Genomic DNA, 13,421 nt, shown 5'->3' on the forward strand with positions numbered 1-13,421 from the left:
ACATATGACTATCATCTTCTACCCGGAATATTTATTTAACGCTGACCAAGCTTTGAGCCGTTGTCACAGGCAATACGCCCCCGGCTTTTAATTGTCCAAGCAGTACTTTGATCCCGGCGGCCGTATTAGGTTCCTGCTTTCCGTAAACCGCGAGTCCCGACTGCACGTTCTGCAAAAAGATCATCTCATACGGGTTGCCAAGCGATAAAAGAGTGTATCGTTTATTACTCTTGTTTATCTCATTGATCAACGTTTGAACTTCGCTCCATCCGAATTGACTGGCCACGTTACGGAATTGGTAATTAGCCAGAATCACATAATCCGCCTGATTCACAGCTTTGAGCGCCTCCGTCGTTTTGCCTGGACCGAATACGGAAATATTCGTCTTAAGCGACAGGTTGCCTTGGGCTTGGATCAGCTGTTTCTCAAGCTGCTTGGCCTGCTCCTGCTCGGCTGCGACAATAACGACACGGTCCCCTTGATGAATCTGATCCGGAAGCGCACCATCACGGCTGGCCAATACGGTAACCGCTTCTTCTGCAATTTGTTGTTCCACCGCGCGATGCTCCTTGTTACCGATGACGCTGTTAAGTGTGTTCAACTTATGAGTCAGGCTTTCGCTGCGGTCAAACAAGCCATATTCCGATTTAAGTTCCAAGATTTTTTTCACCGAATTATGAATGGTTTCAGTCGGAATTGTTCCGTTCTTCACCGCGTTTACCAGTGTTTGATGTGCAGCTGCCGGATCTTGCGGCATAAGGATGATATCCACGCCTGCGGAGACCGCACGTTCCACCGCTTTATTCTCCCCAAAATGCTCTGCGATCGCATTCATAGTGAAAGCATCGGAAATGATGATGCCTTTATAGCCCAGCTCTTCCCGGAGCAGCCCGGTCAGCACCTTTTTTGATAACGTGGCAGGGATCGGTACGCTGCTTCCGTCCTTCAGTGAAGTAACATGCTCGTCGTCTATTGCAGGGAAAGCAATATGAGCAGTCATGATCATCTCCACGCCGTTCTCAATCGCAGCGCGAAACGGTTTCAGTTCGACCGCATCGAGGCGTTCACGGTTGTGGTTCAACACCGGCATTCCCAGATGAGAGTCTACTGTCGTATCACCATGCCCCGGAAAATGCTTCACTGCCGCGATGACTCCGGATTGACGCAGCCCTTTAATGGTGGCGGTTCCCAGCCGTGATACCAGATCCGCATCGGAACTGAACGAGCGCATCCCGATGATCGGATTGTCCGGGTTGCTGTTAATATCGAGAACCGGGGCAAAATTGACCTGCAGCCCGAGCGCCTTCAGTTCTTCTCCTGTTAGCTTTCCTGCAGCTTCAGCCAGTGCCGTGTCACCGGATGCGCCGAGCGCCATTTGACCCGGTAGATTCGTCCCGCCTGGGATTCGCTTAACAACGCCTCCCTCCTGGTCGATGCCGAGAAAGAGCGGAATGTCCCCTGCTTCCAGTTGCAGATTATGCGTTAGTGTTGTTACCTGTCGTGCGTCTACAATATTTTTGTCAAACAGAATAAGTCCGCCCAAATCCTGATCGTGGATGCTGCTTTTTATACCTTCATTGACGGTCGTTGTCACTTGACCATTCCATTGCCTAATATCAGGCATCAGCATTTGACCGACCTGCTCGCTGACCGTCATATAGGATATCAGCTTATCCCAATCGTGCGCCTGAACGGCTGATTCGCGCTCGAATCGAATCACCCGGGTCATAAATACGGAAAACTCCGCCCGTGTTACAGATTGATTCGGACGATAGCTGCCATCCGTATAACCGCCGATCAAACCGTTGGAGCTCATGATGAGAATAGGCTCTGCCGCCCAATGATCTTTCGTATCTTTCAAATTGACAGATTGATTGCCTGTCACAAGCGAATAAGCGCGTGTTAGGAATGCCGCCGTCTCCGCGCGGCTCATCGCTGTATCCGGATGAAAAGTGCCGTCCGGAAATCCGCTGGCCAGCCCGTGTTTCGCCGCAATAGCAATTTCACGATAAAAAGGATGGGTTGCCGGAACATCGGAATAATTGGAAGCTCCCGCACCGGATTGCAGCTCCTGAGGATACAGCTCCCGGACCATGAAAGTCACGGCCTGAGCTCTGGTTACCTGCTTCTCGGGCATAAACTTGCCATTGCCGTATCCGGCAACGGTACCTCTTTTGGCCATATAGTTGATGCTGTCCTCGGCCCATTTGGAATGCTGCAGATCGGAAAAACGTTCGCTCGCTGCCGCACTTCCTGCCGAAATAAGCATGGAACCGAGCACGGCACCTAAAATCGTCACCATTTTTACATTCATCAGTTGTACCTCACTTGTTGTTGTATGAAGGATTAGACGCTATGAATGTGCGATTTGTTGCTATTTCAGCTCTTCTCCAGATATCGCCAGTCACAAAACTACCGGAGAAATCGGTAAAAAAAAGAGCCTCCAACAGTGGTTTCACTCACGGTTATAGGCTCTGCGTTTTGCGTCCGGATGGAGGACGTTATGCCTGCAAACATTACACTTTCCGTTTAAAAGCGCGCATCGCAAACAGATATGACACAATCAGGATCCCAAAGCACCAGGCGAGCGCAATCCAAATCTCACTTCCGACAGGCTGCTTCGACAGAAGCGCGCGGATGGCTTCCACAATGGAGGTCACCGGCTGATTCTCGGCAAAAGCACGAACAACCGTTGGCATCGAGTCTGTCGGCACAAACGCCGAGCTGATAAATGGGAGGAAGATTAGCGGATAAGAAAAGGCGGTTGCACCTTCCACCGATTTGGCGGTCAATCCGACAATGGCCGCGACCCAAGTCAAAGCCAGCGTAAACAAGACGAGGATACCGACAACGGCAAGCCAAGACAGAACATCTGCAGATGAGCGAAAGCCCATAATGAGCGCTACAAGAATGATGATGACAACAGAAATGACGTTCGATACTACCGAGGTCAACACATGCCCCCACAGCACAGCGGAACGGGCAATCGGCATGGAATGGAACCGCTCAATGATGCCCCGTTGTTTATCCAAGAATAGTCGGTATGCCGTATAAGAAATTCCGCTTGCTATCGCAATTAGCAGGATCCCAGGCAATAGATAATTCACATAGTTATCCGTTCCGGTTTGGATTGCACCGCCAAACACATAGACGAACAACAGCATCATGGCAATCGGAGTGAAGCAGACGGTGATGATGGTATCCATACTGCGCATAATATGGCGCATGGAACGTCCAAGCATAACCCCCATATCGCTGAAAAAATGTTTCTTTACGGTTTCCATTTATTTGTCCTCCTTCTTGCCGATGATGGCAAGGAATATGTCTTCTAAACTTGGCTGTTTTTCCACATACTCCACCTTAGCGGGTGGAAACAGCTTTTTCAGATCGTCCAGCGTACCATTAGCAATAATTATACCTTCATGCAAAATGGCGATTCGATCTGCAAGTTGTTCGGCTTCATCCAAATACTGCGTGGTCAGGAATACCGTCGTTCCCCCATCAGCAAGCTCCTTAACAACCTTCCAAGCCTCAATTCGTACCTCAGGGTCAAGCCCGGTTGTTGGCTCATCAAGAAAAATAAGCTGCGGTTTTCCGATCAGGCTCATGGCAATGTCGAGTCTTCGACGCATCCCGCCCGAATAGGTGGACGCCCTGCGGTCGGCAGCGTCGGTTAAACCGAAGCGTTTTAGCAAATCATCAGCCACTTGACGCGGATTGGCGAGGTGTCGTAATTTGGCGATCATGATCAGATTCTCCCGCCCAGTCAAAATCTCGTCCACCGCGGCAAATTGTCCGGTCAGGCTGATCGACTGCCGTACGCCTTCCGGCTTTGACGCAACGTCAAAGCCGTTTACGATAGCGGTGCCTCCGTCTTGTTTGAGCAGCGTGCTGAGGATTCTCACAATCGTCGTCTTACCTGCACCGTTGGAGCCAAGCAAGGCGAAAATGCTGCCTTTTTCCACCTCTAACTCCACGCTCTTTAGGACTTCCTTGTCTTTATAAGATTTTTTTAGCCCTTTTACGGAAATCGCTGCATTGCCCATTCTTTTCTCCCCCTATAATTAACTATTTAGTGTGACTGGTAACCTGTATAACTTACTACCGGGTTAAAAATAAAACTGAATAGCGAAAGGGCAATCCACATTCGTAATCAGCTATTCAGTCGGTAGGTTCTACGGCTTTTGCTTATCTATATCCTTTTTTATAGCCTTGCTAACTGCCTGTTTGACAGATTCTTGATAAAGGTCCGTATAAGTTTTGGAGTCTTTGATTAATTCGTCGCAGAAAGCCGCTACATCTCTTCCCGTCACCTCGAGAACGCCTTTCTTCATGGCCGCGCCCTCTTCAAAAAGATCAACGATTCCCGTCAGTAAACCCGTACTTTCATTTAATTCAACAGGGCCGACCTTAAAGAGATATTTCTGAATCTCTTTATAAACGATCTGATAATCTTGCGGGAGAGCTTTAACACGGGCCATGTGCGCCCGCCATTCTTTTTTGCCTTGCATGATATCTTGCAGTTTCATTTTATCCCTCCTATTTACCTAGTTTTTTAGCGATCGTATTGTTGAGCTGCTCGCGCCACTTGTCGCGATAAGACTTTGCCCCTTCTTCGCCGGCCAATGCTGCACAGAAGCCATTGATATCGTCACCCAGCACCTCATGGATACTCTGACCCTCCGCCGCCGATTCTTCGAGAAGGCCAACCACTCCTGCAAGGATTGGCATGAGATTGCGACCTGTGAAATCCGAATGCATCCAAAGGTTGGCTTTGATTTTATCCCATGCCGCTTGATAATCAGCCGGCAATTTTTTGACTCGGGATTCAAAAGCTTTCATTTCTCGGGTCATATCGCTTCCGGTGATTTTCTCCCAAAGATTCATGCTCATTTCTCCTTTAACTCGTTAAGTTTTGATGATACAAACTCCCACTTTTCCCAGAACCTTTGCAGTTCCTCACGGCCGGCATCGTTAAGCGCGAAAAATTTTCGCGGAGGCCCCATATCGGAGGGTTTTTTGGTTATTTCTACAAGCTTGTTTTTTTCCAATCGGACCAAGATCGTGTACACCGTTCCCTCTACAACGTCCGGAAAGCCGAGAGCGTTCAACTGCCGTGTGATTTCGTAACCGTAGGTTTCGTTGCGGCTAATAATTTCTAGTACGCAGCCCTCAAGCACGCCTTTGAGCATTTCTGTTAAGTTTTCCAACACAACCACCACCTTGCTATTCTGTATAACCGATATTCAGTATTACTTACTACCACTACATAGTAACACGTATTAGTGGAGCGCACAATAGGTTTTGTAAAAAAAATGAAATTAAACCGATTGTAGAACTAAAAAGAGGGAAACCTGCTCAGATTGCAGATTTCCCTCGTATGTTTCTGTACCTCTAATTGCCTGGCAGCTGGATGCAATGCCAGCCGCTTACATCGCATTGGCCATATGCATTGTCACCCACAGCTACCAACGTACCGTCGGATTTAAGACCGAGAGTATGAGCGCAGCCTGCAGCTATCGCCACGATATCGTGCCAATCACTTACATTGCACTGGCCATATTCATTCAAACCTACTGCTTCTATCGTTCCGTCCGATTTAAGGCCAATGGTATGATAACTCCCCGCCGCTATACCAACAATACTGCGCCAATGGCTGACTTCGCCTTGACCATGCTTATTCAATCCTGCCGCTACCACCGTGCCGTCCGATTTAAGCCCAACCGTATGAAGGTACCCTGCCGACACCTCCACTATGGTTCGCCAGCCGTCAACATGGCATTGACCATATCGATTATTACCGGAAGCTATCACCGTCCCGTCCGATTGAAGACCGGCGGTATGCCAGTCGCCTGCCGTCACCGCTACCATATCGCGCCAACTGCTGACATTGCATTCATCTGCATTATTGCGGCCCACGGCAACCACCGTCCCATCCGCTTGAAGACCGACAGTATGACACCAACCTGCCGCCACCGATATCATATCCCGCCAGCTGTCTACGTTACATTGTCCATGCTTGTTCCACCCTACAGCCTTCACTGTTCCGTCGGATTTAAGACCGATAGTATGAGCATTGCCTGTGTTTGCAGCCATATGGACATTCCCTGCGGTTATAGCTATCATATCGCACCAGTCGGTGACATCGCATTGGCCATATTTATTATCCCCCGAAGCAATCACCGTTCCGTCCGATTTAAGTCCAACAGTATGACGACGGCCCGCCGCTATAGTATATTTGGGCCACCGTTTCAGTTGCGAAGCCGCAACTTTGGACGAAAAGTAGTCCATGCCTTACCTCCTTGTAAACCACTTAATAATTCGAGTCGCTCTTCTATATTATAATTGAGCTTGCTTTGCACTCTTCTGTTTATTAGGCCAAAACATTACCGGTATAAGCAACAAGGAGATAACGCTCCCGGCAAAGGAAAGCGTGGCATAGCTCGAATGAGCAACTACCAAACCCGATAGTGCTCCTCCCGATGCTCCGGCGAGAGCGATGAGAACGTCGACAGATCCTTGTACTTTTGCTCGGTTGGTTGGAGTAGTTGAATCCACGATTAAAGCGGTACCGCTGATTAAACCAAAATTCCAACCCAATCCCAATAGAGACAGAGCTAAAATCAATTGGACCATCGAATCTGCCGAAGCCAGCGCAGCCACAATTCCTGCCAGGAGCAACGTAACTCCTGAAGCGATCGCCATCGCGGTGCGCCCTATTTTATCTACAAGGACACCGGTAATCAGAGATGGAAGATACATCGCTCCGATATGAAAACCAATAACAAGCCCAACTTCGCTTAATCCATGTCCGTGGTGCTTCATATGTACAGGTGTCATTGTCATGATGGCTACCATCACAATTTGCGTTAATATCATGACTGTTGCCCCAATCAAGACTCCCCGTTTTCCCGACTCCATATCCACCGCTTCATTGGCTGAGGAATCAAATCGATCTCTTGCTCTCTGTTCCGCAATTGCATTTGCTATCAACAAAGGATCGGGGCGTAGAAAAACAAGTAGGACCATTCCCGAGAGCGCATATGCCGCTGCAGCCAATAAAAAAGGACCTGCCAAACTTGGCACTCCGATCGATAGCGCAAATTTTCCTGTGACATTCACTAAATTGGGACCTGCCACTGCACCGAATGTCGTGAACATCATAGCCATACTGGCCGCTGTTGCCCGCTGTTTGGCATTGGCCAAGTCCGTACCTGCATAACGAGCCTGTAAATTCGTTGCCGAGCCGGCTCCATAAATGAGTAGTGATATTAACAGCAGCGTAATACTGCCAGTTATTGCTGCTATTACGACTCCAATTGCGCCTAAAGCTCCGGCCAGAAATCCCAGCCCCAATCCAAAGCTGCGTCCAAAACGTTGAGAAAGCCGCCCAACCAGCAATGCTGCCCCTGCCGAACCTAAAGTAAACAAGGCAGTTGGAATACCTGTGAAGTTATCGGTTCCGAGCATATCCTGAGCCAATAGAGCACCTACGGTGATACCGGCCGCATGTCCGGCGCCTCCGAAAATTTGCGAAAGGATGACGGTGAACAAGGTTCTTCGGTATAATTTACGTTGCTTCTCCGGAGAATTCACATAGCTATACAAAGAGTCCGGCAGCTTGTTTGAATCTATTCTTGAAGTCATCTAATCACGACACCCCTCCACGATGGATGAAAACCACAGTTCCAAAAATATAATTAATTTAATGAAGAGATTAAATCCTATGTTCCTGTGTGTCAATGAATATCTGCGGAGGTAGCACCGCTCAGCTCACGCCCTGTCCTAACTAATCGTTATCTGGTTTGGTTCTAATCGTAAAATGAATAAAAGCCACCCGGAACGGGTGACTTCAACTTGACTTGCATACCTACCTTTTCGCTAGTCATTTTTAAAATAAAATCTCTCGCTTGTTCACCTTCATACCGGACAATGACCGCTCAAACATATCAAGAATAAACAGGAATCTTTCGGCTTCACGAAAAACATGGTCGGCTAACAAAGGATGAATAATACTCTTTATTCGGCACTCTTCAATCAAATCACGCGCTGTTTTCTTAAAATCACGCAATGATTTCACGGAAACCCGATTTTCATCAACAAATTGACTGAGAAGCGGATGCGTTTGCGACTGAGGACGCATTGAGCTTAAATCGATAGCCTGATACATTAGAGTGTCGAATTCCTGGCTAAATTCTCTTGCCTGCTCTACCAGTTTTCGTTCAGACGGATCAAGTAAATGACCAATAAATTTGGCGTGATCGGCCATGATTTTCAGGAAAAATACATTTTCATCGATGATGGCATCAGCCAATGGTTCAAGCCTTCCATTATTAAGTTCATCCAGGCGGTTCGTGAAGTACCTTGCTTCCCGGCTAATATGATCTACGAGTAAAGGGAAGTTGTTGCCTCCGGGAAGCTGGCAACGCAAGATCAGCCCAAGTACCTTTCTCTTAAACGCCCAGATCTGTGCTGCCGCATTGTGAACTTCCGAGTTGAATTGTCTGATGGTTTGAGGATCCGTATTCTCTGAATAAGCATGAGCTCTTCGTTCAATGTCTTCAAAGATTGCCTGAAATTGATTGGCCTCATTTATTAATTGAGTGTCTTCACATCTAAAACCCAAGCGAAGAAAGAATGAATGTTCCTTCATAATACGTGACCAAAATCGGATTTCATCTAAAGAGCGAATCACAAAAGGATCTGACAACCCTATCCCTCCCATTCAATTATTGACTCTTATCAGATATTATGGGAATGGCTTGTTCCAATATGATAACCCCTCCATCAGGATCATAAATATCAGGAGTTTGTTGGTCAGTCCCTTTATATTGGTTTAATTAATCTTGGATTGATATAATTAATAATTAAACTCATTAATAATAAATATTTGTTTAAGGAGTAGAGATATGTACAAAAAAATTAATTTCATAATAATCACTTTCATGGCTGCAGCTCTTTTCTCTACAGCTAATAATACGGCCCGCGCCAATGACCCCCTTAAATTATTCGTAAACACTAAAGAAATAGCATTGGATCAGAGACCTGGTATTCAACATGGGCGCACGCTGGTGCCGGTACGATTTATATCTGAGTATTTAGGTAATGAAGTCAAATGGGATTCGAAAAAGAAAGAAGTTACTATTGTTTACTCCAATGAACACACCAACTACTCGGTTTCCTTGCCAATTGGTCAAAAAACGGCAACTAAAACTACCAGCTCTTATTTGCACAACTACACGAAAGAAGACATAGTGCAACTTCAATCCGATGTACCTAGCCAGATTATTAACGGAAGAACGGTTGTCCCCTTAAGATTTGTAGGTGAACTGCTAGGTATTGATGTACGCTGGGATTCCAAAAACAAAGATATCTATGTATCCAGTTTAGGCGTGAATTTCATTCCATCTGATTTTGAGAAAGATGTTTATGATGAGGAATTGCGTAAGGTGAAAGATTTTGGTAAACCTACCGTCACTTATGAGAAATTTCTGGCCTTTGATGCGGATCATTTCAACTCCGCCGATCTTGATTATCTGTTTGCCAGAAAGCCTAGCGTTGACTTGTTCGGAGCCCCCGAAGCTTATCGCGATGGCTTCAATGAAATTGTAATCTCAGGCCCCATTCAACCTAATTATCTAACTATGATGATATATAAGGGTAAGGATCTGCCGAAATTAAGCTACCCTGAAGTTTCTGCCGAAAGCACGACTACTATTAAAGAGGGCATGACCTATGATGAAGTAGTCAACATCTTTGGCGGTCCTGGTGTACTATCTGGGAAAGGCACCCTTCGCGAGGAATACAAATGGAGTTCGTCCTTGGAAAAGGGTGAAGCCTACATTACATTTGTGAAAAAAGACGGGGCTCTATATGTAACTCCTTCCCCATTTAGATCGTATTCATGGGAAAACATATATTAAAGTTATATTAGTGAGAATCAGACTTTCGTTGCTGTTGTCCATACAAACCGGCCAATGCTGCGGCAATCGCCATAAAGATTGCACTGGATGCTACCCCGAATTGCAAGCCGTACAGTTCGACCACCACGCCTCCAATGACAGGTCCGATAATCTGCCCAGTGGCAAAGAAGGCCGTGGCAATGCTCAGACATGCCGCATATGCGTGGTGAGGGACATGCCTGCGAAGAAGCGAAGTCGTCATCAAGGGTGGGGTTAAAAAGGACGCATAAGAACAAGCTGGCATTTCTATTAGAAAATCGGTATTATAAAAAAATGATTTGTAAGATAAGGAGATGGACGAGCACTAATGAAAAAGACACAGGTTATACGATCGCTTATTCTGCTGATTTCCGCTGTATTGATCCTTGGCGGATGCGGCAAAACCAAAGAGACCCCGCAAGAATCGGAATCTGCGCCAGAGTCCGTGAAAGAAACCATGAGCTGGGACAGCCCTCCTGCCATGGAGATCGATACAAACAAATCCTACACAGCGAAATTCACGACAAATAAGGGAGACTTCACCATTGAGCTGTTTGCTAAAGATGCTCCTAAAACCGTGAATAACTTCGTTTTTCTTTCCCGGCAAGGCTTCTATAATGACGTCATCTTCCACCGGATTATCGAGTCCTTCATGATCCAAACCGGTGACCCTGAGGGAAATGGAAGCGGCGGCCCGGGATACAGCTTTGAAGATGAACAAACGGATTATGAATATGAACCTGGCATTGTTGCGATGGCTAACGCAGGGCCGGATACAAACGGCAGTCAATTCTTTATCTGTACGGGTGAAAATAGCGTCGGACTAAACAACACACCGAATTATACCATCTTCGGTAAAGTCACCGATGGTATGGATGTCGTTAAAAATATCGCTGCCACCCCCGTCGAACCAGGCGGCCCTATGGGTGAACTAAGCTCGCCGACTGAAACTGTTCAAATTAAAGAAATTCAGATCACAGAGCAATAAAAACCCAAATAGAACAACTCAATAAAGAGGCCTCGCATTCAGAATAATGCGAGGCCTCTTTATGTTCAGAACCACCTAATATTACTCAGCATAAAATTTAAGAACACAAATTTAATGAAGAAGGGAAGTTTGGAATGGAAATACCAGTTACAGGTTTTATCGTTCACTCCGAAGGTCCGGATTCGTCCCACTCTCATAAACTTTATATAACCTCCTGGGATGGCCGCCCCACTACGCATACGCATCATTTTTCTGGAAACACATCCTTTGATGTAGGACACAATCATCATTATGCCGGCATGACTGAACCCGCTCCATCAGGTGTCCAGCACGTGCACAATTACCGAACCGAAACGTCCTTTAACGATGGTCATACTCACACCATCATCGGAACGACAGGTCCGGCTATTCCCTTACAGTCAGGTGGTCATTATCATTACTTCCAAGGGTACACCACTATAAATGGAAGAACACCACACAGACATATGTATAATGGAACTACAGGTAATGAAGTGAATTAGGTAACTATAAGAAAGGCTCTTCCACTGTATTGCCGGAAGAGCCTTTCTATGATGTCTCTCTCTAAATACGGTTTGAATAATTTCAGGATCATCAACCATAATAAGACTGCCTAATTTATTCCAACCGTACAAAGGAGAAGAACAGTTTGAAAAATAAACAATTAGTGACGTTGATGTTAGCCGTGGCGCTTGTTTTTAGTGTGACGCCATTGGCAGTATTTGCACAAGCAAACAAGGCTGATAAAAAGGATACGGTTTGCCTGAGTCCCAAAATGGTGAAGCTCAGAAGCGACATGCAGAAGGTTTGGATTGACCATACGATTTGGACAAGAAGCTATATTGTCAGCGCCATCTCTGATCGTGCGGATCAGAAGGATGTGTTGGACCGGCTTCTGCGGAACCAGCAGGACATCGGCAATGTGTTCAAGCCTTATTATGGGGAAGCCTTCGGCAATAAGCTGGCCGATCTCCTGAGAGAACATATTCTGATTGCAGGCAAAATTGTTGCGGCTGCCAAGGCGGGCAATCAAGAGGAAGTTAAAAAGTTAGAGGTCGATTGGCATAAAAACGCGGATGAAATCGCCAAATTTCTAAGCGCAGCGAATCCGAACTGGCAGTTTAAAGAGCTGCAAGACATGCTGTACACGCACCTTCAGCTAATTACTGATATCGTCCTCAGCTGCCTCAAGGGAGATTGGAAGGCGGACATTGCAGCTACCGACAAAAATGAGATTCATATGATCCATTTTGCAGATATTTTGACAGAAGGCATTGTGAAACAGTTTCCCGATAAATTTTAGGAAACAACTTCTACCGTAATGATATACGCCAAAGCCTCGATCTGTTTGGATCGAGGCTTTGATAATATTATGTGTTTCTATGCTGCTTTGCGGGGACTATTCTAATACTCTTTTTTAATTACAAAGAACGAGCCCCGGATGGTTCCGGCCAATTTGGACTTCTGTCTGGCAAACTTAAACTTCCCTTCTAATTCCTGCGGTACCTCCATCCCCTCGGAAAGTTTAAAACCGACGGCCCGCTTCTTAGGGTCATCCACCGTATACATGACATTGAGCCCAAGCCCATCTTCATAAAAAACGTAGGAAAATTGAATGTTTTCCACTTGAAATTGCGACGTTTCCAAAGGTTTGGCCGCAAATTCAATACCACGCTCTTCATTCAATATCCGGTTCACATAATCCAGAGTCTCCTGGCTTTCCTCAGCCGGTACAACCGTAAATTCATGACTGTATTTGTTCATAAAGTAACGGGCTTCATTCGCTCGCATACCAGCAAGTGCCTCCGCTACAGGCGAAGATTCCAAACCTGCCGTGGACACATTTTTAAAATCAACGATATGTGGCATGTTCATTGCTCCTTTGGTTTCTTTTATTTCCCAACGACTGGAATCCATACCTCACCGATTACGCGGCCGTTTTCCTGCCCAATCTCCACCGTCGCATTCGGCCCGCCGACATAGGCGAAATCCGTCACTTCAGGCAAGACTTGACCAAAGGCAATCCCGGTAAGTGTGTTGCTTAACTCTTCAGCCGAATTCCCCTCCCCTTTTACAACCAGATAATCCCCTTTTGGAAACTGAATTACCCGGGTTGCCTCCGGTAACGTTGCATCTGTCATTACGCCGGCATAATACATCATCTTGTTATTCACGGCTTCGTTCACGGCAAAGATATAGTCGTTAGATGCTACACTCTTTAAAGTGTCGAGCCTTCCGTCTTGTTTCACGGTCTCCCAAAACTCCGCCTTTTCCTTGTTAATTCCGGCATAGTCGGTGTAATGGCTTTGAAGCTCCGTACCGATTCCCAAAACGATAAAGCTTTCTTTTTTCTCAAGGTTATAGTTCGCCATATTCAATCCCATCCTCTTATTATTTTTTCAAATGATTTGTGTTTCCACTTGATAGGTTTATAATAACTTTAAATCATGTCAAAAAATGATACTGTTTAGAGG

15 protein-coding genes are annotated in these 13,421 nt (G+C 46.3%); 4 read left to right on the forward strand and 11 right to left on the reverse strand.

What is annotated here, in order from left to right; genetic code table 11:
- Window positions 1-31: 31 nt before the first annotated feature.
- The 9 genes from KJS57_RS13905 to KJS57_RS13945 form a co-directional block, all read right to left on the reverse strand.
- On the reverse strand, window positions 32-2,314 hold the full coding sequence (locus KJS57_RS13905; RefSeq protein ID WP_213655252.1) for a glycoside hydrolase family 3 N-terminal domain-containing protein: 2,283 nt from the start codon (window positions 2,312-2,314) through the stop codon (window positions 32-34).
- Between the two features lie 202 nt (window positions 2,315-2,516).
- Window positions 2,517-3,284 carry an ABC transporter permease gene (locus tag KJS57_RS13910; RefSeq protein WP_213655253.1) on the reverse strand — a complete coding sequence of 256 codons (768 nt, stop codon included), beginning with the start codon at window positions 3,282-3,284 and terminating at the stop codon, window positions 2,517-2,519.
- Entirely contained in the window at window positions 3,285-4,046 is a 762-nt protein-coding gene (locus KJS57_RS13915; protein ID WP_213655254.1) for an ABC transporter ATP-binding protein, read from the reverse strand.
- 129 nt (window positions 4,047-4,175) lie between these two features.
- Complete coding sequence (locus KJS57_RS13920) at window positions 4,176-4,529, reverse strand: DUF1048 domain-containing protein (RefSeq protein WP_211020463.1); 354 nt, start codon at window positions 4,527-4,529, stop codon at window positions 4,176-4,178.
- Between the two features lie 10 nt (window positions 4,530-4,539).
- Complete coding sequence (locus KJS57_RS13925) at window positions 4,540-4,887, reverse strand: DUF1048 domain-containing protein (RefSeq protein ID WP_213655255.1); 348 nt, start codon at window positions 4,885-4,887, stop codon at window positions 4,540-4,542.
- Window positions 4,888-4,889: 2 nt separating this feature from the next.
- Window positions 4,890-5,192 carry a PadR family transcriptional regulator gene (locus tag KJS57_RS13930; protein ID WP_280520384.1) on the reverse strand — a complete coding sequence of 101 codons (303 nt, stop codon included), beginning with the start codon at window positions 5,190-5,192 and terminating at the stop codon, window positions 4,890-4,892.
- A 202-nt stretch (window positions 5,193-5,394) separates the two neighbouring features.
- On the reverse strand, window positions 5,395-6,291 hold the full coding sequence (locus KJS57_RS13935) for an RCC1 domain-containing protein (RefSeq protein ID WP_213655256.1): 897 nt from the start codon (window positions 6,289-6,291) through the stop codon (window positions 5,395-5,397).
- 48 nt (window positions 6,292-6,339) lie between these two features.
- Window positions 6,340-7,647 carry an MFS transporter gene (locus KJS57_RS13940; RefSeq protein ID WP_213655257.1) on the reverse strand — a complete coding sequence of 436 codons (1,308 nt, stop codon included), beginning with the start codon at window positions 7,645-7,647 and terminating at the stop codon, window positions 6,340-6,342.
- A 244-nt stretch (window positions 7,648-7,891) separates the two neighbouring features.
- Entirely contained in the window at window positions 7,892-8,710 is an 819-nt protein-coding gene (locus tag KJS57_RS13945; protein ID WP_280520380.1) for a DUF2935 domain-containing protein, read from the reverse strand.
- A gap of 199 nt (window positions 8,711-8,909) precedes the next feature.
- Between KJS57_RS13945 and KJS57_RS13950 the strand changes: the two genes are divergently transcribed.
- The 4 genes from KJS57_RS13950 (at window position 8,910) to KJS57_RS13970 (ending at window position 12,250) form a co-directional block, all read left to right on the forward strand.
- Window positions 8,910-9,923 (forward strand): copper amine oxidase N-terminal domain-containing protein, encoded by a 1,014-nt coding sequence (locus tag KJS57_RS13950; protein ID WP_213655259.1) that lies wholly within the window; start codon window positions 8,910-8,912, stop codon window positions 9,921-9,923.
- Window positions 9,924-10,269: 346 nt separating this feature from the next.
- On the forward strand, window positions 10,270-10,929 hold the full coding sequence (locus KJS57_RS13960) for a peptidylprolyl isomerase (RefSeq protein WP_211020456.1): 660 nt from the start codon (window positions 10,270-10,272) through the stop codon (window positions 10,927-10,929).
- Window positions 10,930-11,063: 134 nt separating this feature from the next.
- Window positions 11,064-11,450: a YmaF family protein gene (locus KJS57_RS13965; protein ID WP_213655260.1), complete on the forward strand. Its 387-nt coding sequence runs from the start codon at window positions 11,064-11,066 to the stop codon at window positions 11,448-11,450.
- Window positions 11,451-11,596: 146 nt separating this feature from the next.
- Window positions 11,597-12,250, forward strand: coding sequence for a glycosyltransferase (locus KJS57_RS13970; RefSeq protein WP_213655261.1), 654 nt, complete (start codon window positions 11,597-11,599; stop codon window positions 12,248-12,250).
- Window positions 12,251-12,351: 101 nt separating this feature from the next.
- Here the strand turns inward: KJS57_RS13970 and KJS57_RS13975 are convergent, their stop codons facing one another.
- Window positions 12,352-12,816, reverse strand: coding sequence for a DUF8821 family protein (locus KJS57_RS13975; protein ID WP_213655262.1), 465 nt, complete (start codon window positions 12,814-12,816; stop codon window positions 12,352-12,354).
- A 23-nt stretch (window positions 12,817-12,839) separates the two neighbouring features.
- Window positions 12,840-13,319 (reverse strand): GyrI-like domain-containing protein, encoded by a 480-nt coding sequence (locus KJS57_RS13980; RefSeq protein WP_213655263.1) that lies wholly within the window; start codon window positions 13,317-13,319, stop codon window positions 12,840-12,842.
- Window positions 13,320-13,421: the final 102 nt, after the last annotated feature.

The organism is Paenibacillus vini, assembly GCF_018403325.1.
Lineage (GTDB): Bacteria > Bacillota > Bacilli > Paenibacillales > Paenibacillaceae > Fontibacillus > Fontibacillus vini.